Source organism: Spongisporangium articulatum, assembly GCF_044465595.1.
GTDB lineage: Bacteria > Actinomycetota > Actinomycetes > Actinomycetales > Kineosporiaceae > Spongisporangium > Spongisporangium articulatum.
Genome location: NZ_JBITLV010000001.1, coordinates 435406 through 456389 on the forward strand (window position 1 = coordinate 435406; position 20984 = coordinate 456389).

General features: G+C 70.1%; 20 protein-coding genes. 12 read left to right on the forward strand and 8 right to left on the reverse strand.

Features of this window, described 5'->3' with window-relative positions:
* Nucleotides 1-354: 354 nt before the first annotated feature.
* On the forward strand, nt 355-2595 hold the full coding sequence (locus ACIB24_RS02095; protein WP_398274440.1) for a heterodisulfide reductase-related iron-sulfur binding cluster: 2241 nt from the start codon (nt 355-357) through the stop codon (nt 2593-2595).
* 127 nt (nt 2596-2722) lie between these two features.
* Here ACIB24_RS02095 and csrA read toward each other — a convergent pair whose 3' ends face one another.
* From csrA to ACIB24_RS02120, 5 genes are all read right to left on the reverse strand, one after another.
* Nucleotides 2723-3175 carry a carbon storage regulator CsrA gene (gene csrA, locus ACIB24_RS02100; RefSeq protein WP_398274442.1) on the reverse strand — a complete coding sequence of 151 codons (453 nt, stop codon included), beginning with the start codon at nt 3173-3175 and terminating at the stop codon, nt 2723-2725.
* Nucleotides 3176-3279: 104 nt separating this feature from the next.
* A complete protein-coding gene (fliW, locus tag ACIB24_RS02105; protein WP_398274445.1) occupies nt 3280-3819 on the reverse strand; it encodes a flagellar assembly protein FliW in 540 nt (179 codons plus the stop codon).
* A gap of 44 nt (nt 3820-3863) precedes the next feature.
* Nucleotides 3864-4742: a flagellar hook-associated protein FlgL gene (flgL, locus tag ACIB24_RS02110; RefSeq protein WP_398274448.1), complete on the reverse strand. Its 879-nt coding sequence runs from the start codon at nt 4740-4742 to the stop codon at nt 3864-3866.
* Nucleotides 4743-4760: 18 nt separating this feature from the next.
* Nucleotides 4761-6173, reverse strand: coding sequence for a flagellar hook-associated protein FlgK (flgK, locus tag ACIB24_RS02115; protein WP_398274451.1), 1413 nt, complete (start codon nt 6171-6173; stop codon nt 4761-4763).
* A gap of 10 nt (nt 6174-6183) precedes the next feature.
* Nucleotides 6184-6681, reverse strand: a complete 498-nt coding sequence (locus ACIB24_RS02120) for a flagellar protein FlgN (RefSeq protein ID WP_398274454.1) — start codon at nt 6679-6681, stop codon at nt 6184-6186.
* 229 nt (nt 6682-6910) lie between these two features.
* On the opposite strand from ACIB24_RS02120, the gene ACIB24_RS02125 reads away from it, so the two are divergent.
* The 5 genes from ACIB24_RS02125 (at nt 6911) to ACIB24_RS02145 (ending at nt 11645) form a co-directional block, all read left to right on the forward strand.
* Nucleotides 6911-7795, forward strand: coding sequence for a sigma-70 family RNA polymerase sigma factor (locus ACIB24_RS02125; protein WP_398274457.1), 885 nt, complete (start codon nt 6911-6913; stop codon nt 7793-7795).
* A gap of 171 nt (nt 7796-7966) precedes the next feature.
* Nucleotides 7967-8797, forward strand: a complete 831-nt coding sequence (locus ACIB24_RS02130; RefSeq protein ID WP_398274460.1) for a flagellin N-terminal helical domain-containing protein — start codon at nt 7967-7969, stop codon at nt 8795-8797.
* A 154-nt stretch (nt 8798-8951) separates the two neighbouring features.
* On the forward strand, nt 8952-10835 hold the full coding sequence (gene fliD, locus ACIB24_RS02135; RefSeq protein ID WP_398274464.1) for a flagellar filament capping protein FliD: 1884 nt from the start codon (nt 8952-8954) through the stop codon (nt 10833-10835).
* A 67-nt stretch (nt 10836-10902) separates the two neighbouring features.
* The gene (fliS, locus tag ACIB24_RS02140; protein ID WP_398274467.1) at nt 10903-11313 is read left to right on the forward strand and encodes a flagellar export chaperone FliS; all 411 of its coding nucleotides are present in this window, start codon (nt 10903-10905) and stop codon (nt 11311-11313) included.
* A gap of 5 nt (nt 11314-11318) precedes the next feature.
* Nucleotides 11319-11645, forward strand: a complete 327-nt coding sequence (locus tag ACIB24_RS02145; RefSeq protein WP_398274470.1) for a hypothetical protein — start codon at nt 11319-11321, stop codon at nt 11643-11645.
* A gap of 92 nt (nt 11646-11737) precedes the next feature.
* On the opposite strand, the gene ACIB24_RS02150 is transcribed toward ACIB24_RS02145, so the two are convergent.
* Nucleotides 11738-12835, reverse strand: coding sequence for a response regulator (locus tag ACIB24_RS02150; protein ID WP_398274473.1), 1098 nt, complete (start codon nt 12833-12835; stop codon nt 11738-11740).
* A gap of 75 nt (nt 12836-12910) precedes the next feature.
* Here ACIB24_RS02150 and ACIB24_RS02155 point away from each other — a divergent pair, with 75 nt between their 5' ends.
* Complete coding sequence (locus ACIB24_RS02155) at nt 12911-14152, forward strand: HDOD domain-containing protein (RefSeq protein WP_398274476.1); 1242 nt, start codon at nt 12911-12913, stop codon at nt 14150-14152.
* Nucleotides 14149-15783: a sensor histidine kinase gene (locus ACIB24_RS02160; protein WP_398274479.1), complete on the forward strand. Its 1635-nt coding sequence runs from the start codon at nt 14149-14151 to the stop codon at nt 15781-15783. Before ACIB24_RS02155 ends, ACIB24_RS02160 begins: the two co-directional genes overlap by 4 nt.
* Nucleotides 15784-15790: 7 nt before the next feature.
* Here ACIB24_RS02160 and ACIB24_RS02165 read toward each other — a convergent pair whose 3' ends face one another.
* Together ACIB24_RS02165 and ACIB24_RS02170 are read right to left on the reverse strand one after the other, a co-directional pair.
* Nucleotides 15791-16417 carry an acyl-CoA-like ligand-binding transcription factor gene (locus ACIB24_RS02165; protein ID WP_398274482.1) on the reverse strand — a complete coding sequence of 209 codons (627 nt, stop codon included), beginning with the start codon at nt 16415-16417 and terminating at the stop codon, nt 15791-15793.
* A complete protein-coding gene (locus ACIB24_RS02170) occupies nt 16398-17969 on the reverse strand; it encodes an MFS transporter (RefSeq protein WP_398274485.1) in 1572 nt (523 codons plus the stop codon). Before ACIB24_RS02170 ends, ACIB24_RS02165 begins: the two co-directional genes overlap by 20 nt.
* A 288-nt stretch (nt 17970-18257) precedes the next feature.
* Between ACIB24_RS02170 and flgB the strand changes: the two genes are divergently transcribed.
* Genes flgB through fliF form a run of 4 tightly spaced genes read left to right on the forward strand, consistent with a single transcriptional unit; the run spans nt 18258 to nt 20984 of the window.
* Complete coding sequence (gene flgB, locus ACIB24_RS02175; RefSeq protein WP_398274488.1) at nt 18258-18605, forward strand: flagellar basal body rod protein FlgB; 348 nt, start codon at nt 18258-18260, stop codon at nt 18603-18605.
* A gap of 5 nt (nt 18606-18610) precedes the next feature.
* The gene (gene flgC / locus ACIB24_RS02180) at nt 18611-19009 is read left to right on the forward strand and encodes a flagellar basal body rod protein FlgC (protein ID WP_398274491.1); all 399 of its coding nucleotides are present in this window, start codon (nt 18611-18613) and stop codon (nt 19007-19009) included.
* Nucleotides 19009-19389 (forward strand): flagellar hook-basal body complex protein FliE, encoded by a 381-nt coding sequence (locus ACIB24_RS02185; RefSeq protein ID WP_398274494.1) that lies wholly within the window; start codon nt 19009-19011, stop codon nt 19387-19389. The genes flgC and ACIB24_RS02185 overlap by 1 nt, the downstream gene beginning before the upstream one ends.
* Complete coding sequence (fliF, locus tag ACIB24_RS02190; RefSeq protein WP_398274497.1) at nt 19386-20984, forward strand: flagellar basal-body MS-ring/collar protein FliF; 1599 nt, start codon at nt 19386-19388, stop codon at nt 20982-20984. Before ACIB24_RS02185 ends, fliF begins: the two co-directional genes overlap by 4 nt.

Sequence of the window (20984 nt, forward strand, 5' to 3'; positions counted from 1 at the left end):
GGCGTGGAACACTACGGTTCGGTAACTTAACCGCACCACGTGCTCCGCGTCACCCCTTTCCCCGGAACACCGCCCGGCGGCACCACGACTTGTTACCGGAACGCTGATTCGCATCTTCGTGCGCAACCGGCTGATTACACTCCGTAGCTATCAGGAAGCCCGCCGACCCGGCGACGGGCGGTCTCGTTACCGGCTAGTAGCATGCGGCCAGGTCCCGAGGCATGAGCCAGGCCACAGCGAGGCGACGACGGCACGGCGACGCATACTGCGACACTTGCGACTCGTTCACCTCGCCCGCGCGCGTACCGATAGATACGGCTACGACGACGTGGCCCCGAGCAGCAGGAGCACAGCATGCAAGCCGTTCGCATCACCATCGGCATGGCGATGGTCCTGGTCGCCTTCGCCGTCGCGGGCCGCCGCGTCGGCTGGCTGGTGCAACTGATCCGCTCCGGGCAGCCCGAGCCGGGCCGGCTCGAGAACCTGGGCAAGCTGATCCGCACCCAGACCGCCGAGGTCGTCGGTCAGAAGAAGCTGCTGCAGTGGAGCGTCCCGGGCCTCGCCCACGCCTTCACCTTCTGGGGCTTCAGCGTCCTCTTCCTCTGCATCATCGAGGCCTTCGGCGCGATCTTCGACGAGGACTTCGCGATCCCGGTCATCGGGCACTGGGCCGTCGTCGGCTTCATCGAGGACTTCTTCACCACGGCCGTCCTGCTGGCGCTCATCACGTTCGCGATCATCCGCGTCGTCAAGGCGCCCGACCGCCTGCACCGCGGCTCCCGCTTCTTCGGCTCCCACACCGGCCCGGCCTGGGTCATCCTCGGGATGATCAGCCTGGTCATGATCACGCAGACCCTGTTCCGGGCCGCGTCGGTCAACACGGGGGTCTTCCCGTACAACAAGGCGGCCTTCCTGTCGCACCTGACCGCGTGGCCGCTCGACCAGCTGAGCGAGCACACCAACGAGGTCCTCGAGACGGTCTTCCTGCTGAGCAACGTCGGCATCATCCTGGGCTTCCTCGTGCTCGTCGTGCACTCCAAGCACCTGCACATCGGCCTGGCCCCGATCAACGTCTCCGCCAAGCGCGAGCCCAAGGCCCTCGGCGCCCTGCTGCCGATCCAGATCAAGGGCGAGCCGCTCGACTTCGAGAAGGTCGACGAGCTCGACGAGGACGCGGCGCTGGGCGTCGGCAAGGTCGAGGACTTCACCTGGAAGGGCCTGCTCGACTTCGCCACCTGCACCGAGTGCGGCCGCTGCCAGTCGCAGTGCCCGGCCTGGAACACCGAGAAGCCGCTGTCCCCCAAGCTGCTGATCATGGGCCTGCGCGACCACCTGTTCGCGAAGGGTCCGTGGCTGCTGGCCGACGAGGCGCTGCGCGAGAAGGCCGAGAAGGGCGAGAAGACCGGAATCCCGGCGTCCGCCGTGGCCGCCGCCCAGACCCCGCTGGTCGGTGACACCGGCTACGCCTCCCACGGCGGCCCGGACGACCCGCACGGTGACGTGCTCGGCTCGCTGGCCGCGTACAACGCCGAGGGCGGCGCCATCGACCCGGACGTCCTGTGGTCCTGCGTGACCTGCGGCGCCTGCGTCGAGCAGTGCCCGGTCGACATCGAGCACGTCGACCACATCGTCGACATGCGCCGCTACCAGGTCCTGATCGAGTCGGCGTTCCCGAACGAGCTCAACGGCCTGTTCAAGAACCTGGAGAAGAACAGCAACCCGTGGGGCATGAGCCCTCGGCTGCGGATGGACTGGGCGAAGGACCTGCCGTTCGAGGTCAAGCAGGTCGGCACCGACATCGAGGACCTCAGCGAGGTCGAGTACCTGTTCTGGGTCGGCTGTGCCGGCGCCTACGAGGACCGCCAGAAGAAGACGACCCGGGCGATCGCCGAGCTGCTGAACACCGCGGGCGTCAGCTTCGCCGTCCTGGGCGACGGCGAGGCCTGCACCGGTGACTCGGCCCGCCGCTCCGGCAACGAGTTCCTGTTCCAGCAGCTGGCGATGCAGAACGTCGAGGTGCTGAACGAGGCCGGCGCGAAGAAGATCGTCGTCTCCTGCGCCCACTGCTTCAACACGTTGTCCAAGGAGTACCCGCAGGTCGGCGGCAACTACGAGGTCGTCCACCACACGCAGCTGCTGAACCGCCTGGTGCGGGACAAGAAGCTGATCCCGGTGGCCCCGGTCTCCGGCTCGGCCGACTCCACGGCCGGCAAGCTCACCACCGAGCCGGTCACGTACCACGACCCCTGCTACATCGGTCGGCACAACGGCATCTACGAGCCGCCCCGCGAACTCATCGGCGCGCTGCCGTACGTGGAGTTCAAGGAGATGCCGCGCAACCAGTCCCGCTCCTTCTGCTGCGGCGCCGGCGGCGCCCGCATGTGGATGGAGGAGACCATCGGCAAGCGGATCAACAACACCCGCGCCCAGGAGGCCATCGACACCGGGGCCGACAAGATCGCCGTCGGCTGCCCCTTCTGCAACGTGATGCTCTCCGACGGGCTGACCAACTCGCAGTCCGAGGGCAACGCCCGCCAGGAGGTCGAGGTCCTCGACGTCGCGCAGCTGCTGCTGGCTGCTGTGAAGCGAGGCTAAGCCCAGCGGTCGCTCGGGAGGAGGCGCCGCCAGGCGCCGACGGGCATGGAAGAAAGCGCGGCCCTCGTGCCTGTCACCGGAAGGTGACGGACACGAGGGCCGCGCTTTCTTCCATGATCACGACTAATTAGGGCGCAGGTCTCCGCGGCGGGACGTCGGCGGGCGTGATCCGGCCGGGCGGCCGGGGTTTCGGCGGGACGCCGCCCTCCGGGCTCGGCTTGGGCGCACCCGCGGGTTGCGGCACGGCTTCGGCTGCGGGCTCCCCGGACGGCGGTGCGCCCTTCTCGCCCGAGCCGGCCCCCCGCTCACCGGCAGGCTTGCTGGGGCGAGGGATGCGTCGTCCACCGACCGGCCGCGCGAACCGGCGCAGGCGCTCCGCGAGCTCCTCGGCGTCGGCCGGCGACGCGGCCGCGGCGTTGGCCGCCTGCACCTCCGCGTAGACCTCGGCGCGGTGCACCTGGATGCTGCGCGGAGCCTCGATGCCGAGGCGCACGGTGTCACCCCGCACGTCCAGCACGACGACGCGGACGTCGTCCCCGATCACGATGCTCTCGCCGGCACGCCGGGTGAGTACGAGCATTCGCAGGCTCCCTCCCTGGACCCCACCCGCCGGTCAGTCCGACGGAGGCAACACCGAGCCTAATAGCAGCCCGTGTCCAGAGAGTAGCGTTTAGTTACAAGGGATCAACCCAACGGCGCGTGAACCGGCCATTCCGACCCCGACAGGATCACCTGGGCGGCTGACCTGTTCTTGCCGTTCACGACGACCGGGGCCAGCAGGTTGGCCGTGGTCGAACCGATGTCCTGGCCCAGCGTGAGGATCACCAGCACCAGCGCGTCGGCCGCGTCGGTCAGAGCGAGGTTCTCGCAGACCTGGTCGTCGAGCTCGATGTTGTAGTCCGGGAAGAAGGCGTAGGCGGTGGCCACCATGAACCGGATGTCCGGCTGATCCAGGCTGCGCAGCTCGTGCAGCACCGGGTCGACGACGGCCGGGTGGCCGGTCGGTTCACCGTCGGCCCGTGGCGCCGGGACGCCGTCCCCCGCCTCGGGTGCCTCGCTCCCCTCGGTGTCGTCCTCGTCCAGGTCCAACCCGACCAGGGCGAACTTCCGCAGGCCGGGGAACCCGGGCACGGAGTGGACGAACGTGATCGAGGGAAACTCCTCGCCCACACCGTCGTCGGAGGAGTTCGCGCCGCGCTCGGCGACATCCACGGAAGAGTTCACGTCGGCCCCCACTGCACCTTTCGTCGAGCGACCACCAGGGGTCACTACCGCAAGTAGTCCAGCAACGACGTCTGCATGATCTTCCCGGCCGCCCCGAGGGCAGACTGGTAGGAGGTCTGCGCCGAGGTCAACTCCATGATCGTCTCGGCCAGGTCGATGTCCTCCAGGCCGGAGATCCGCGCAGTAAGGTCGGTCGTCTCGGCGGTGATCCGGGTCTTCGTGCTCTGGAGCTGGTTGACCCGGGCACCGATGTCGCCGAGCGACGTGGTGACCTTCTTCATGGCAGCGTCGAGCTGGTTCTGGTCGTCCGTGACGTCGGTGGATCCGGACCTGATGTCGGCCGCGGTCTTGGCCAGCAGGTCAGGAAGTACGTCGGCGCCCACGGTCGATCCCTTGACGTCCACGCGCACATTGACGTTGCGACCCGCGCGGACCGAGATGTCCTCGTCGTTGCCGACGTAGGCGCCCGTGTCCGGGTCGACGGCCTGGGAGCCCGCGATCGTCCCACCGAAGACCGGCCGGCCCTGGTACGTGGCGTTGAAGTTCGAGATCACGCTCTGCCGGATGGCGTCGAGCTCGGTCGCGATGGCGTTGCGACCGGCGTCGTCCAGCGAGGCGTTCTGCGAGTTCACGATCAGCGCCTTGGCGCGGTTCAGCAGGGAGCTGGTGTCCTGCAGCGCCGAGTCGGCGGCCTGCAGCCGGTCGGATGCGTCGCCGATGGTGTCCAGGTACTGGTTGTCCTGGGCCAGCTCGGTGCGCAGCTGCATGGTGTTGGCCAGGGCGGCCGGGTCGTCGCTGGGCTTGGTGAGCTTCTTGTTGGTGGACAGCTCGTTCTGCAGGTTCGCGGCCCGCAGCTGGCTGGCCTGCAACCCGCGCAGCGTCGAGTTGGTCATCGTCGTCTGGGTGACGCGCGAGAGTGCCATGACTGATCTCCCCTACCCCTAGATCCCGGTCCGGTTGATCAGCGTGTCCATCATCTCGTCGATGGCCGAGATGACCTTGGCCGCCGCCTGGTACGCGCGCTGGTACTGCAGGAGGTTGGTCATCTCCTCGTCGAGGTTCACACCCGCGTTGGACTCGATCGCCTGGTCCGCCGAGCTCAGGATCGACGACTGCACGTCGCTGGCCGTCTTCAGTCCGTTGATCTTGCTGCCCAGCGAGGTGGCCAGGGAGCGGTACTGCTGCAGCGCGCCCGGCCCACCGAGCACCGCCTCGGCGTCGGCGTCGTTGACCAGGTCACCGAGCTTCTGCGCGACCGAGCCGTCGACGCCCGCGGCCGAGTTGAGGGCCAGCTCGTCGGTGCCGGACACCGCGACCGACAGGTCGAGCGCGCTGGAGCCGGTGAAGAAGTCGCCACCGGGCGCCCCCGTGGCCGTGAAGCCGGTGGCGTGCAGAGCGTTCACCGAGTCGCGCAGGGCGGCGGCGATCGAGTCGAGCTGATTGGCGAACTGCGGCAGGTCGGCGGTGAGGCTCGACATCAGCCCGGCCGCCTTGCCGGACGTCACGCCCACAGCCTGGCCGCCGATCTCGATCCGCGGCGGGTTGCCCCCGTTGACGTCGGAGACCGCGCCACCGCCGGCCACCGACAACGCCAGCGACTGGTTGCCGAACACGATCGTCGCACCCCCGACGGCCACAGTGGCGGTGCCGTCGGTCTGGATCGCCGCCACCCCACCCGACAGCTCGGCGATGCTGCGGACCAGCTGGTCGCGCTTGTCGAGGAGCTCGTTCACGGGTGCGCCGTTGCCGGTGCTGGCCGCGCTGGTCACGATCTGCTGGTTCAGCTGGGCCAGCTGGGTCGCGTAGTCGTTGATCTGCCCGACCGTGGTCTTCAGGTCGGCGAGCTGGGTCTGGTACTGCTGGCTGACTCCCGCGGCCAGCGTGTTCAGCTGGGAGACCACGTTCTTGGCCTGGCCGATCACGTTGGAGCCGGAGGCCGCGGCGGCCTCGCTACCGGCCTTCGTGGACAGGCTGGACCAGGCGCCGAAGAAGTCGGTCAGCTTGGCCTGCAGCGCCGAGTCGCTCGGCTCGTTGACCAGCGTCTCGATGCCCTGCATGGCGGTGCTCTGCGCGTCCAGCGCCGCCTTGGCGCCGCCGGCCTGGGCCCGTGTCGACTCCAGGAACTGGTCCCGCACGCGAACCACCGACTCGACCGTCACGCCGCCGACCGTGGTCTCGTTGCCGCCCGTGTGGACGCTCGCCACCAGGGCCGGCGCGACCGCGCTCTGCTTGAGGATCTGCCGGCTGTAGCCCGGGGTGTTGGAGTTGACGATGTTCTGGCTGGTGATGTCCATGCCGCGCTGCGCGGCGGTGAGGCCGCTGACGGCCGTGCTGAGTACGGAGTAGCCGGTCATGCGTCTGCCCTCACAGTGCCCGGTCGACGAAGGCTCGACCTTCGCCGGCGATGATGTCGACGCGACCCCGGGCGTCATATCCCTGAGACGTGGTGCCGACCCGCCCCCCGAGCGAGGACAGCGTCGTCTCGACCGCGGCCAGACCCGCGGCGGTCATGCTCCGGCTCGCCTCGGCCATCATCGCGAGCTCCGCGGAGCTGGACAGCAGGGCGTTCCGGTGGTCGAGCAGGACGTCGGTCCACGGCGGCGAGGCCGCGGCGGCGACGTCCTCCAGCGTGGCCTCGGGAGGCAGCCCGAGCTCCCGTGTGACGACCTGGTTGGTGGCGGCCCGGTGGATCTCGGTGACCTGGAGCTCGTCGAGCAGGGCCTCGACCTCGGCGGTGGCCGAGGCGAGCCAGCGGGTGCGACCCCCGGCGAGCAGCAGCTGCTCGCACTCGAGGCGGTAGGTCAGGCGCTCCAGCAGCTCACGCTGGCGCCACAGGACGGCGGCGAGATCAGAGAGGCTCATGATCTTGCTCCTCGGGTCGCTGCGGATGCCGGGCTCTGGCACTGGATGCATCACCTGTCGGCAGGGGGCTGGGGAACCTGAGTGATTCACCGGTGCGAGTCGCGTGCCGGCCCCGTCGTCAAGCCCGCGACCATGATCCCGCGCCCGACCGGGTGAAATCCGCCTCCGGCGCCTAATCCCGCAGGTCAACGGCTTTCAGCCCGGTCGGGCCCGGGCCGATGACTGCACCGTGCTGGACTCCCGCGACGCGATCGCCACGCTGATCACCGAGCATCTCCCGTTGGTGGGCCACGTGGCCCGGGAGACCGCTGCCCGGTTGCCGCGCCACCTGGGTACCGACGACCTGATCGGCGCCGGTTCCCTGGCCCTGGTCCAGGCCGCGCACGCCTTCGACCCGGCGCTCGGCGTCCCGTTCGCGCGGTTCGCGAACACCCGGGTGCGCGGCGCCATGATCGACCAGATGCGCCAGCGCGACTGGGCCAGCCGCACGGTCCGCTCCCGCGCGAAGGCCATCGAGGCCGCGGCGGAGACCCTCACCTCCGGGCTGGGCCGCCGGCCCACCGACTCCGAACTGGCCGCCGCCTGCGGGTTCACCGAGGCGGAGATCCGGGAGGCGCGCAGCGGCGCCGACCGGGCCGTCCTGCTCAGCCTCGACCCGCTCACGGCGGACGACGAGGGGCTGGGGACCAGCGTCGCCGACAGCGCCCCGCGCCCCGAGGAGGCCCTGATCGCGGCCGAGCGCCTCGGCTACCTCCGCGACGCCGTGGCCGAGCTGCCCGAGCGGCTGCGCCTCGTCGTCACGCAGTACTACCTGGAGCAGCGGCCGCTGACCGAGATCGCGGAGACCCTCGGGGTGACCCAGTCCCGCGCCTCGCAGCTGCGCAGCGAGGGGCTCGACCTGCTGCGGGAGGCCCTGGAGCGGCTGTGGGTCTCCACGCCGGGCGTGCCGCGCCAGCGGGCGGGCGGGACGACGCCGGGCGCCGACGGCGCGGGGGCGCGGGCCCGGCGGCGCGAGGCCTACGTACAGGCCGTGGCCACCCGTTCGAGCGCCGGGCGGCGGGCCGACGTCCAGGCCTACCTGGACGGGCAACCCCTTCACTACACCAGTTACTAGGACGCCGGAAACAGCGGTTGACCTGCAGTTTCACGGACGATCAAGGTCAACCGGCCAGCTGCCGAAAAAGGCCCTGAAGAAACTTCTCAAGACCGTTCCTGACCGACCGAGAGGTAAGCCAACGCCGGTCCACGGACGGACCGGTACCGGACCCGAACCAAGGAGGAAATCATGGGTCTCTACGTCACCAGCAACGTCGCGGCACTCAACGCGTACCGCAACCTGAGCATGACCCAGTCGTCTCAGAACAGCTCGCTGGAGAAGCTGTCCAGCGGCTACCGGATCAACCGCGCGGCGGACGACGCCGCGGGGCTCGCGATCTCCCAGGGCCTGCAGGCTCAGATCGGTGGCCTCCAGGTCGCCGTGACGAACGCGCAGGACGCCATCTCGGTCGTCCAGACCGCCGACGGTGCCCTGACCGAGACGCAGTCGATCCTGCTGCGTATGCGCAACCTGGCCGTCCAGGCCGCCAACGGCGGTTCGCAGGACACCCAGGCGCAGGCCGCGTCGCAGACTGAGTTCTCTCAGCTGCAGTCGGAGCTGGACCGGATCTCGTCCTCGACGAAGTTCGGCAACCAGAACCTGCTGGACGGCACGTACACCGGCACCTTCCAGATCGGTGCCAACGCGGGTGAGACGATCAACGTCGACCTCACCGGCAGCAAGATGGACTCCGCCACCCTCGGGGTGGACTCCGGGACCATCAACGTCGGGGACACGGCGTCCGCCGCCGCGTCGATCTCGGCGATCGACACCGCCATCCAGTCGGTGTCGACCACCCGGGCGACTCTGGGTGCCTACCAGAACCGCTTCCAGCACACCGTCAACAACCTGAACGTCGCGGTCGAGAACCTGACCGCGTCGAACAGCCGGATCCAGTCGACGGACATGGCCAGCGAGATGGTCAAGTTCACCTCGGCGCAGATCCTGTCTCAGGCCGGTACCGCGATGCTGGCTCAGGCGAACCAGCAGCCGCAGTCCATCCTCAAGCTCCTCCAGTGAGCTAGACGCCGGGTGGCGGCCCTTCACCGGGCCGCCACACCGGCGCTCGAGACCTGACCGCAGGGCTCGAGAACGGCAGCGGGGGAACGCATTCCGGGCTTGTGCCGGCCAGGGCGCCGCTCGGTGACACGAAAGAGCATGGGGAGCCAGAGAAATGTCTTCCATCACCATCGGCGGCATCATGTCGGGGTTGGACACGACCTCGATCATCGACAAGCTCGTCGCGGTCGAGGGGAACTCCCAGACCCTGCTGAAGAACCAGCAGACCGCGCAGCAGTCGGCGGTCACGGCCTACACCGGGTTGCTGTCCAGCGTGGGCAACCTCGCCCAGCAGGTCGGTGACCTCGCCAAGACCTCGGCGTGGGCCACCGTCTCGGCCACGTCGACCTCCAGTTCGGTGACCGCCACCGCAACGGGTCGCACCGCATCGTCCCTGACCTTCGACGTGACCGGTCTGGCCGCCGCTCACACCCTCATCTCCGGCTCGACCTCCTCGTCGACGGGCGCCACGGTGGCCTCGTCCGGTTCGCTCACGCTGACCAACACGGCCACCGGTAAGGCCACCGCGATCGACGTCGGCAACGGCACGCTCGCCGAGGTCGTCTCCGCCATCAACGGCGCCGGCGCCGGCGTGACCGCGACCGCCGTGCAGACCTCGCCGGGCGTCTACCGGTTGCAGGTCGCCAGCTCGACCACCGGCGACGCGTCCAAGTTCTCGCTCAGTGGTTTCGACAACGGCTACGCCATGAACACGCTCACGGACGGTGCGAACGCCAAGATCCAGGTCGGGTCGGGTCAGTACGCCTACACCGTGGAGTCCTCGACCAACACGTTCAGCAACGTGGCCACGGGCATCAGCTTCACCGTCTCGAAGAAGGAGGACGGCGTCACCGTGTCCTCCACCGTGGACGGGTCATCGGTGGCGGACAAGATCAGCTCGATCGTGACCAACGCCAACAACCTGTTGGCCAGCATCGCGAAGAACACCGCCTGGGACTCGACCTCGAAGACCGGCGGACCGCTGCTGGGCAGCAGCACCGTCCGGTCGCTGCAGCAGAGCGTCCTGAGCATCGTCGCGGGCGCCGGCGCGCCCGGGCTGTCGGTGACCGCGCAGGGTCAGCTGAGCTTCGACGCCGACGCGTTCAAGACCGCCTTCGTCAAGGACCCGACGGGCACGGCCGCCTTGTACGGCCAGAGTTCCACCTTCGACGCCAACGGTCCGATCTCCTCGACGGCGACCGTCAGCAACGCGACCTCGAAGACCAGGGCCGGCACCTACGACGTCACCGTCAGCAGTTCGGCCAAGGCCGAGACGTGGCAGCTGGTGCAGCCCGGCACGGGCATCGTCGGCCGGCTGCTGACCCTGAACCAGGGTGCGAAGTCGGTCAGCTACACGGTCACCGCCGACGACACCGACATGGCCGGGGCGGCGGCGAGCTTCAACAAGAAGCTGGCCGAGGCCGGGATCAACGTCAGCGCGTCGGTCGACGGCAACGGGAACATGGTCCTGACCTCCACGGTGGCCGGCAGCCGGAACACCTTCACCGCCTCGATCGACGGCGGCGGGACGGCCACGCGGACCCTGGCGGGCGCCGACATCGCGGGCACGATCGACGGTCTCGAGGCGAGCGGGATCGGCAACATCCTGACCCTGCCCCCCGACGCCGACTCCGGCGCCGCCGGGCTGTCGATCGACGTCGAGGCGACGCAGGCGGACATCAACTCCGTGGGGGGCGCGATCGGCTCCATCACCTACAAGCCGGGCGTGGCCCAGCAGCTGGAGTCGCTCTTCGAGCAGATGAGTGACTCCTCCAACGGTGAGCTGGTGCAGGCCCAGAACACGGCCAACAGCGCCGTGAAGACCCTGCAGACCCAGATCGACAACTGGACGACCCGGCTCGACGCCTACAAGGAGACGCTGACGAAGAAGTTCACGGCGATGGAGACCGCGCTGGCCTCGCTGAAGGCCCAGTCCACGTCCCTGAGCCAGTACTTCAACTCCAGCAGCTCCAGCAGTTCCAGCAGCTCTTCGAGCTGATCCACCGGGTGTTTCCGCACCGGGTGACCTGACGAACAGTTCGAAGAAGCCGAGCTAAGGAGAGACGATGGCCTACGGAGTAGCGGTGGCGTACGCGAGCGTCACAGCCGAGACCGCCTCCCCCCAGCGGCTTCTCACGATGCTGTACGACCGGCTGATCACCGACCTCAGCGTGGCCGAGGCCGCGATGCGCACGAACGATCACGAGACGACGGGCAAGCGCCTGCAGCACGCGCAGGAGATCCTGCTGGAGCTGTGGGCCAGCCTCGACGTCTCCGTCTGGCCCGCAGGCGAGCAGTTGCGGGCCCTCTACCTGTGGATGGTGAACGAGCTGGTCAGCTGCCGGCTGCCCGCGCAGCCCGAACGCCTCGCCGCCGTACGTGAACTCGTGGAGCCGCTGCGGGACACGTGGAAGCAGGCCCTGGAGCTGCAGGCCCAGACCACCCCGACCGACCCGACCGTGACAGGTGCTGCGTGAGTCAGATGACCGGACCCGAGACCGACCAGCCCGTCGGCGACCTCGCCGAGTGGAGCCGCTACTTCGACCAGCTCGAGATCGCGATGCACGACTTCGAGGCGGCCCTGGCCCAGCGGGACGTCACCCCGCTGGCCGAGATCGCCGTGCCGTTCGGTGCCCCGCCGGAGGCCCTGCGCGACCGCTGGGCCGCCGACTACGCGCGCCTCGGCGAACTGGAGTTCCGGGCCCTCGCGCTGCGCGAGGACCTGCGGGCCGAGTTCTCCCGCCTGCACGGCCCACGCCGTCCGGACGGGTACGGCGGCTACGGCTCGTCGATCGACATCAGCGGCTAGACCTTTCGTTCGTGATCATGCAGAAACCTCGCGCCCTTCAGAAGCCGGTCAACGGCTTCCGGAGCCTGCGCGAGGTTTCTGCATGATCACGACTAGATGCCGAGTCTGACGACGATCGGCTCGACCACCCCGACGCTGGCGGCGAAGTTCTCCAACCGCAGCACGACCGCGTCCGTGATCCGGTCGCCCCGGCGCACCAGGGTCAGCCCGGTGCTGGTCAGCACGTCGTCCTCCAGCACCATGCCGGGGCGCACCGCGGCCAGCGGCAGCACCCGGCGCTCGCCCTGCTGGGCCAGGTCGACGGCGGCCTCGTCCAGCGCCTCGAGCACCTCGGGCGGGTACCCGCCGATCGTCTCCAGGCGGCGCAACGCCCGGGTGGGGCTGCCCAGCCGGTCCAGCTGTTCCAGGTAGGCCAGCACGGTCTCCAGGAGGCGCGCGGCGGGCTCGTCCGAGCCTCGGCCGCCGACCCAGGCGGCCACCTGCTCCAGCCGCGGGATGCGCTCCAGCAGGTGCTGGGCGACGTCCCGCCGGGCGTCGTAGGCGGCCTGCTCCTCGGGGCTCAGCCCAGCGCCGGTCCGCCCTCGCCGCAGTACCTCGGGAGGGACTGCGAGACAACCGATCTGGCTGAGCATCGCGGCCAGGGGCAGCCGCCAGTCCTCGATCTCGAGCAGCTCCGCCACCCGCTCCACGAGGGTCCGCAGCCGCTGCGTCCAGGCGAAGGCGTCGGGGTTGGCCATCGAGAGCAGCTCGGTCAGCACCTCGACCGCCCCGCCCAGCGTGCTCTCCAGCAGGTCGCGTTCGGCCCGCAGCAGCCGGTGCTGTTCCAGTGCGGCGCTCAGCGCCTGCGCAAGGTCGTCGGCCGCGCAGGGCTTGGTCAGCATCCGGAACAGGTTGCCGTCGTTGACGGCCGCGATCGTCGACTCCAGGTCGGCCTGGCCGGACAGCAACAGCTGGACGGCGTCGGGCTCCAGGGCGCGGACCGCACCGAGGAACTGCGCCCCGTCCATCTGCGGCATCTTCATGTCGGAGACGACCACCGCGAACGGCTCGCCCCGCGCGGCGGCCGCGCGCACGGCGTCCAGACCCTGTTCCCCGGAGCCGGCGGTGGCGATCTCGAACCGGCCGTGCAGCGCGCGGCGGTAGCCGGACAGGACGCTCGGGTCGTCGTCGACCATCAGGATCTGCGCCACGAGATTCACCCATTCGCCTGGTTCTCGGCGCTGCGGATCAACGCCGCCTCCCCACCGGCCGACGACACACTAACCATGGCACGGGTCCTGTTCGTCGACGACGAGCCGCACATGCTCGCCGGGCTGCGCCGCACGCTGCTCACGCAGCACAGGGTTCGCGGCGGCACCGGCGACCCGGCCACGCCCGATCTCGAGTACGCCTTCGCCGGCTCCGGCACGGAGGCCCTCGAGGCCATGGCGGCCGAGCCGGCCGACGTGATCGTCTCGGACATGCGGATGCCGGGAATGGACGGGGCCACGTTGCTCGGCCACGTGCAGCGCCGCTGGCCGGCCTGCCTGCGGATCGTGCTGTCCGGCGACGCGGACCGCGCCTCGGTGCTCTCGGCGGTGTCCACCGCTCAGCAGTTCCTGGCCAAGCCCTGCGATGCGGCGACCCTGCTGCGCGTCATCGACCGGGCGCTGGACGTCCGCAGCACCCTGACCGCCCCGGGGCTGCGCGAACTGATCGGCGGCACCGGCACCCTGCCCACCCTCCCCGACGTCTACGACCGGCTCGTCGCCGCGATCGACTCCCCCGACGTGCCGCTGGCCGACGTGGCCCGCATCCTGGCTCAGGACGTCGCGACCAGCGCGGACGTGCTCCGCCTCGTCAACTCCGCGTTCTTCGGGATGCCGCAGGAGGTCTCGCGGGTCCAGACGGCGGTCGCCCTGCTCGGCGCCGACAACATCCAGGCCCTGGTGCTGGCCGGCTCGGTCTTCCAGGTGGACGACGACCTCGCCACGGTGCTCGGCGGTGAGTTGGCCGGACCACGGCTGCGCGACCACGGTCTGCGCCGGGCCGCCTTGAGTCGGCGGCTGGCCCGGGCCGAGGGGTGGGACGAGAAGGTGGTCGACCAGGTCGGGTTGGCCGGGATGCTGCACGACGTGGGTCTTCTCGTGCTGGCGCGCGGCCGCCGGGCCGAGACGGCCACCCTCGTGGCCTCCCTCGCGGTCGACCCCGAGGCCGCGCTGGATCCCGTGCGCCGGTGCGCGCTCGAAGCGGAGGCCTTCGGCTGCACCGTGCCGCAGGCCGGCGCCTACCTGCTGGGACTGTGGGGTTTCGCGCCGGCCGTGGTGTTCTCGCTCGCCGCGCAGCCGAAGCCGACGACGCCGCGGGACCAGGTCGTCGACTTCGCCCACCGGCGCACCCTGGCGCCGACCCGACGGGTGGCGGTCGACGACGTCCCGCCGCTGGACGCGACCCAGGTGGAGCGCTGGAACCGGGTCTGCGACGAGTTCCTCGGCGCCGGCGAGACTCTCGACGAGGCAGCGTCGTGAGCGTCGCGCGGGAGGAGACGGCCTCGGCCGAACGGTGGCGCCGGACGTTGCTGCTCAACCGCGAGCTCGAGGACCGGGTACGGCAACTGGGCGAGGCCGAGGAGCTGATGCGGGCCGTCATCGACTCGCTGGACGCGCGGTTGGTCATCCTCGGCGTCGACGGCGTGATCATGGGCGCGAACCGGCACTGGGACACGTTGGCCCGCCAGTTCGGGTGGAGCGAGGCCGAGTCGGGCATCGGGGGCGACTTCTTCGCCCTGCTCACCCAGTTCGGACCGGCCCTCGACGGTCCGGTGGCCGCCGCCCTCACCCGGGCCCTGAACGGGACGCCGGGCGACCAGGCGGTGAAGGGGCCGACCGTGATCGGCACGCGGCACGAGCACGTGATCTTCCGGGTCCACCCCGTCCTCGACCACCACACGGCCCGGGCCGTGGTCGCCATCGTCGACATCACGTCCGCCGACCGGACCCGCCGGCAGCTCGACCTCATCACCGAGGAGGCCACCCTGCTGGCCATGGTCGCCCAGCACACCGACCACGGCGTGGTGATCACCGACCCCGAGGGCCGCATCGAGTGGGTCAACGAGTCGTTCTGCACCGGAACGGGTTACAGCCGGGCGGAGGCGCTGGGCCGGTTGCGCGGCGAGCTGATGAACATTCCCGGCGAGCCCGGGCCGGAGGTCGAGAGGTTCAGCGCCGACGTGGCCGCCGGACGCGACGCCGAGGTGCAGCTGCCGTCCCTGACGAAGGACGGCCGGTTGCGTTGGCTGCACGTGCAGGTGAAGACGATCCAGCGGCACGGCCGCCCGCCCCAGCGGGTCGGGATCGAGCTGGACGTGACGCAGCTGCGGCAGGCGGAACAGCAACTGGCGCAGGCGAACCGGCTGGAGTCGATCGGTCAGCTGGCCGCCGGCATCGCACACGAGATCAACACGCCGGTCCAGTTCGTCGCCGACAACACGCAGTTCCTGGCCGACAGCTTCGGGCACATCATGCGGGTGCTGAACGGCGACGAGCGGGTGGAGGACCTCGACCTCGACTTCCTGGCCGCCGAGATCCCCGACGCCCTCGCGCAGACGCAGGAGGGCCTGCAGCGGATCGCCCTGATCGTCCGGGCGATGAAGGACTTCGCGCATCCGGGCACCGGCCGGGCTCCGGCCGACGTGAACCGCGCGGTGGACACGACCGTCCAGGTCTGTCGCAACGAGTGGAAGTACGTCGCCGAGGTGACCCTCGACCTCGACCCCACGGTCGGGCTCGTCCCCTGCTACGAGGGCGAACTGAAGCAGGCCCTGCTGAACATCGTCGTCAACGCGGCCCAGGCGATCGGCGAGAGCCCGCGCGAACCGGGCGCTCTCGGGCACATCACGGTCTCTACGGAGCGCGGCGCCGACTCCGTGACCATCGAGGTGCGCGACGACGGCCCCGGCATCACCCCCGAGGTCCAGCAACGCATCTTCGACCCGTTCTTCACGACGAAGCCGGTCGGCAAGGGCACCGGGCAGGGCCTGAGCATGGCCTACGCGAGCATCGTGACCAAGCACGGCGGCTCGCTGCGGGTCGACTCCACGCCGGGGTCCGGCACCACCTTCACGATCGAGCTCCCGGTGGACCCGGACGCCGAGGCCTGAGGGAGCCCTAGAAGGGCATGCTCTCCAGCATTTGCAGGGCCTCGTCCATCCGGGTTCCGAGCTCGTTCATGTCCATCTGCGGATGGGTGTGGGCGTGCCGGGTCACCGACAGGGCGACGCCGATGATGGCCCCGGCCTGGGTGCGGGTGACCGGGTCCTCCGGGTCACCGCCCTTGCGCAGGGCGATCATGCCGGCCAGCTCGTCGACGCCGGAGGCCATCTGCTCCATGAGGGCCGAACGCAGCGCGGGCTCGGTGCGGTAGAGGGCCTGGCGCTTGTGCTCCTGCTCCCGGTCGGCCGCGTTGGCGGCGCCGAGGGTGTCGCGGACGGCGAGCCGGAAGGCGGTCACGGGGTGCACGTCGGGGGGTTGGGCCATGAAGGTCTCGAACACCCGGGGGTCGAACTCGTCGGTGATGACGGTGGCTTCCTTGGTCGGGAAGTACCGGAAGAAGGTGGACGGCGAGACGTCGGCCGCCGCCGCGATCTGCTCGACCGTGGTGGCCGCGAAGCCCTGCTCGGTGAACAGCCGGATCGCCTCCGACCGGATCGTCGCGCGGGTCCGGGCCTTCTTCCGCTCGCGAAGGCCCGGACCCTGGGGGGTCGCGGTCAGTTCCTCACGCGGGGACGACGTCATGCGCCGATTCTGTCTCAGCCGGCGTCGCCTCGGGCGTCGTGGTCCGGGCGGGCAGCAGCGCCACCGCGATCACGGCGCCGAGCAGGGCGACCGCCGCGCAGACCAGGTACATCGCGTCGCTGCCGTGCACGAACGCCGAGCGGACGGCGTCCACCAGCTCGGGCGAACCGGTGGCCCGGGCCACAGCGAGCCCGGTGGCCGGGCCGTCCTGCACCGCGGCGCGCGCCGGGCCGTCGAGCCCGAGCCGCGCCAGGTCGCCGTCCACCGCCCCGCGGTACCCGGCATTGAGCACGGCGCCCAGCACCGCGACGCCGATGGCCCCGCCGACGTTGCGCAGCGACATCAACAGCCCCGACCCCAGGCCCGAGCGGTCCTTCGGGATGCCGCCGAGGGCGGCGTCCATCGCGGTCGGCAGGCCGAACCCGAGCCCCAGCCCGAACACGGCCAGCCAGGTGGCGGCCAACCCGTACCCGTCGTCCAGATCGGTGGTCGCCGCGATGACCATGGCCACCGCCATCAGCGAGAAGCCCTTGGCGGCCACGATCTTGGCCCCGAACCGTTCCGCCAGGGTGCGGCCCAGGCGGCCGCCGACCAGCAGACCGCCGATCATCGGCAGCAAGCGGACGCCGGTGCCCAGCGCGTCGTGACCGAGCACGTTCTGGAAGTACTGCGGGGTGGCGAACAGCATGCCGAACATCGCGAACGTGCTGATCACGCCGAGGGCCGTCCCCCACGCGAACCCCGGCAACCGGAAGATCGACAGGTCGATCAGCGGGCTCTGCCCGGCGACCAGGCGACGCAGCTGCACACGCTGCCGGAGCGCGAAACCGGCCAGCAGAAGCGGGAACCCGACCAGCGCGGCGAGGACCACGCCGTCCGACCAGCCCCGCTCGCCGCCCTCGATCAGCCCGAAGGTGAGCGCGAGCAGCGCGCCCGCGAACAGGGTGAGGCCCCCGACGTCCAACCGCACCGGCTGGGGGCTGCGTGACTCGGGCACGAGCGAGGCGACCGCCGTGACGGCCACGACCACGACCGGCACGTTGATGAGAAAGACCGAACCCCACCAGAAGTGGTCGAGCAGCAGGCCGCCGACGATCGGGCCGAGAGGGAAGCTGGCGAACATGGCCGTCATCCAGGCGGTCAGCGCCCGGCTGCGTTCCGCCTCGCCGAACAGCCGGGGCAGGATCGCGGCGGGCAGCGTCATCAGGGCGGCGGCACCGAGCGCGAGCAGCACCCGGCCGGTGATCAGCACCTCGGCCGAGCCCGAGTAGGCGCACAGCGCGGAGGCCACGCCGAACAGTACGAGCGCGCCGAGCAGGAACCTCTTGTGACCGAAGCGGTCGCCGAGCAGGCCGACCGGCAGCAAGACGGCGGCCAGCACCAGGTTGTAGCTGTCGACGAACCACTGCAGCTGGCTGGTGGAGGCGTGCAGGTCGGTGGCGAGGGTGGGCAGGGCGACGCTGAGCACGGTCGCATCCAGGCCGACGGCCAGGGTGCTCATGACCAGCGCCGCCAGCGCCCACCACCGGGCGGGGTTGGGAGTCGTGTCCATAGCGGGCTCCATAAATATGAGAGTGACTGTCAGAAGTATGGAACTACTTTCTGACAGTCACTGTCAATAAGTTCTGCGACGGGGCCGGCCGAGGGGGCGATTCGTGATCACTGCGCCGAATGATTGAAGTCTCACGCCGCCACCCCCGGCATTCCTCAAGCACCCCCTCCCCCGGTCGAGAAGCCATGTGAGCCAGGAAGGCTCGGCATCGCCAGGGAATGGCGACCGGCACGTCGGTCAGCTACGGCCGCGGTCACCCGCGCCCGCCCGTAAAGGGGTTCCCTGAACATGCTCAACGATCTCTCGATCAGCGCGCTCCAGTCCGCACTCGACGGGCTGTCGCAGCGCCAGCAGGCCATCAGCGACGACATCGCCAACGTCAACACGCCGTACTACCGCGCGCGCTCGGTCGCCTTCGAGGGCAGCCTGAAGCAGGCCCTGGCCAACGGCGACGACCCGCTGTCCGCCAACGCGACGGTGACCTTCAGCAACGCCCAGCCCGGTCTCAACGGCAACAACGTCAACCTGACCCAGGAGACGGTGGACAGCGCCAAGACCGAGATGAGCTACGAGCTCGCGCTGCGCGCCGTCTCCGACCGGTTCTCCCTCACCCGCACCGCGATCAAGGGGGCCTGACCTAGATGTTCGACTCCCTCAACATCAGCGGTTCCGGGATGACCACCCACCAGACGTGGATGGACGCCATCTCGGACAACATCGCCAACATCAACACGGTCAAGTCGACGAACGAGAGCGCCTTCCAGGCGCGCTACGTCGTGGCCGTGGCCCAGGAGGACGGCAAGGTCGGCTCCGGGGTCGCCGTCGGCGGGGTCGAACTCGGCAGCGCCCAGGGCGTTCTCACGTACGACCCCGAGAACCCGTTGGCCGACGCCCGGGGCTACGTGCGCCGTCCGGACATCGACCTCGGTGACCAGATGTCGCAGATGATCATGGCCCAGCGCGGGTACCAGGCGAACATCTCCCAGATGGACCGGGTCCGGTCCGCCTACCAGGCCGCGATCCAGATGGGTCGTGGCTGATGGCGATCAGTGGCATCGGAGGTGTGGGCGGCATCAACCTGAACCAGCTGGCCCAGCAGTACCGCCAGCAGGTCCAGGGGGCCGACGCCACCTCGGGCGCCGGCGCCGCCACGCAGGTCACCGGCGGCGGGGCCGCGAACCAGGCCGCCGCCACCCGGGGGGCCGACTTCGCGAAGTCGATCGAGAGCAGCCTGAACAACGTCGCGCAGCTCGACCAGACCGCGCAGAACAAGGCGATCTCGGCCGCGACCGGTGACCTCACCGACGTCCACGACTACGTCATCGCCGCCACGCAGGCCCAGGTCGCGACCGAACTGACCACCACCGTGCGCAACAAGGCCCTGGACAGCTTCAACGAGATCATGAGGATGCCCCTGTGAACGCCCTGAACGCGGCCCTCGGCAAGGCCAAGACCATGCTGTCCGGTTTCACCACCGGGCAGCGTGCGGTCGTGGCCGTCGGCGTGATGCTCTTCCTGCTGGGCGCTTTCGCGCTCTCCCGGTGGGTGGCGCAGCCGACGATGACGCCGATGTACTCGGGCCTGTCGGGCACCGACGCGAGCGCCGTCGTCGACGAGCTGAACAGCGAGGGCGTCAAGTACGAGCTCGCCGACGGCGGGACGACGATCATGGTGCCGCAGTCGCAGGTCTACAACCTGCGGGTCGCGTTGGCGGGCAAGGGGATCCCCGCCAACGACGGCAACGGCGACAGCCCCGGCTGGTCGCTCCTGGACGACCAGGGCATCACCGCCACCGACTTCCAGCAAAACGTCGCCTACCAGCGCGCGCTGGAGGGTGAGCTGCAGAAGACCCTCAAGGCGATCAACGGTGTGAACTCCGCCGTCGTACACATCGCCGTCCCGACCAAGGACGTGTTCAGCGACGAGCAGGAGAAGACCACCGCCTCGGTGCTGGTCTCCACCCGGGCCGGCGCCACGCTGACCAACGACCAGGTCAACGCCATCACCAACCTGGTCGCGGGCAGCGTCACGGGCCTCGCCCCCGAAGACGTCACCATCACCGACCAGACCGGCAAGCTGCTGTCCGGCGGCACCGCCGGCGGGGCCGGCGGCGCGGCGCAGGCCAGCTCCGCCGACCAGCAGACCGCGCAGTACGAGCAGCGGCTCTCCGACGCGGCCCAGGACGTGCTCGACCGGGTCGTCGGCACCGGCAACAGCGTGGTCCGGGTCAACGCCCAGCTGAACTTCGACAGCAGCAACGTGACCAGCCAGAAGTTCACCGCCCCCTCGCCCAGCGTCCTGCCGCAGAGCGTGGCCACCGTGAGCGAGCAGTACTCCGGCGGCGGCAACACCGCCGGCGGCACCCTCGGCCAGGTGGCGCCGTCCGCCCTGGCCGGCAGCGGCGGCTCCGGCGCCTACAACCGGCAGCAGAGCACCGTGAACAACAACGTCGACCAGGAGGTGGCGCAGACCAAGACCGCGCCCGGCAAGGTCGAGCGGCTCACGGTCGCCGTGGTCCTGAACCAGGCCAAGGCCGCCAGCCTGAACAGCACCCAGATGCAGACCCTGGTCGCCAACGCGGTGGGCCTCGACCCGACCCGCGGCGACGCCGTCCAGGTCGACATCCTGCCCTTCGACAACACCGCCTCCGCGGCCGCCGCCAAGCAGCTGGCCGACGCGGACAAGGCGGCCAAGACCGCCTCGTACGTCGACATGGGCAAGAAGGCCGGCATCGGCCTGCTGGTGCTGATCGCGCTGATCATCGCCATGCGCCGCGGCAAGAAGGACAAGACCGTCGAGGGCACCGCCTCCGACCTGCCCGGCACGACCTCGGGTCTGGTGCTCCCGCCGTCCAACGCCCTGAGCGCCGGGCCCAGCGACGCCGCGATGGCCGAGCTGACCGCCCAGATGGCCGACCGCGGCCGGGTCCGGGACGACGTCGCGGCCCTGGTCGACAACCAGCCGGACGAGGTGGCCGCCATGTTGCAGGGCTGGCTCGGCGAGCGGAGCAAGTAG

Excerpts from the sequence above, each read along its gene's own strand:
- fliS (WP_398274467.1), top strand. The coding sequence starts at position 10,903 with ATGGCCTACGGAGTAGCGGTGGCGTACGCGAGCGTCACAGCCGAGACC.
- ACIB24_RS02185 (WP_398274494.1), top strand. The coding sequence starts at position 19,009 with ATGGCGATCAGTGGCATCGGAGGTGTGGGCGGCATCAACCTGAACCAG.
- flgK (WP_398274451.1), bottom strand. The coding sequence starts at position 6,173 with ATGACCGGCTACTCCGTACTCAGCACGGCCGTCAGCGGCCTCACCGCC.
- ACIB24_RS02155 (WP_398274476.1), top strand. The coding sequence starts at position 12,911 with ATGGCACGGGTCCTGTTCGTCGACGACGAGCCGCACATGCTCGCCGGG.
- flgC (WP_398274491.1), top strand. The coding sequence starts at position 18,611 with ATGTTCGACTCCCTCAACATCAGCGGTTCCGGGATGACCACCCACCAG.
- ACIB24_RS02170 (WP_398274485.1), bottom strand. The coding sequence starts at position 17,969 with ATGGACACGACTCCCAACCCCGCCCGGTGGTGGGCGCTGGCGGCGCTG.
- ACIB24_RS02095 (WP_398274440.1), top strand. The coding sequence starts at position 355 with ATGCAAGCCGTTCGCATCACCATCGGCATGGCGATGGTCCTGGTCGCC.
- ACIB24_RS02165 (WP_398274482.1), bottom strand. The coding sequence starts at position 16,417 with ATGACGTCGTCCCCGCGTGAGGAACTGACCGCGACCCCCCAGGGTCCG.
- flgB (WP_398274488.1), top strand. The coding sequence starts at position 18,258 with ATGCTCAACGATCTCTCGATCAGCGCGCTCCAGTCCGCACTCGACGGG.
- csrA (WP_398274442.1), bottom strand. The coding sequence starts at position 3,175 with ATGCTCGTACTCACCCGGCGTGCCGGCGAGAGCATCGTGATCGGGGAC.
- ACIB24_RS02130 (WP_398274460.1), top strand. The coding sequence starts at position 7,967 with ATGGGTCTCTACGTCACCAGCAACGTCGCGGCACTCAACGCGTACCGC.
- ACIB24_RS02120 (WP_398274454.1), bottom strand. The coding sequence starts at position 6,681 with ATGAGCCTCTCTGATCTCGCCGCCGTCCTGTGGCGCCAGCGTGAGCTG.
- flgL (WP_398274448.1), bottom strand. The coding sequence starts at position 4,742 with ATGGCACTCTCGCGCGTCACCCAGACGACGATGACCAACTCGACGCTG.
- ACIB24_RS02145 (WP_398274470.1), top strand. The coding sequence starts at position 11,319 with ATGACCGGACCCGAGACCGACCAGCCCGTCGGCGACCTCGCCGAGTGG.
- fliD (WP_398274464.1), top strand. The coding sequence starts at position 8,952 with ATGTCTTCCATCACCATCGGCGGCATCATGTCGGGGTTGGACACGACC.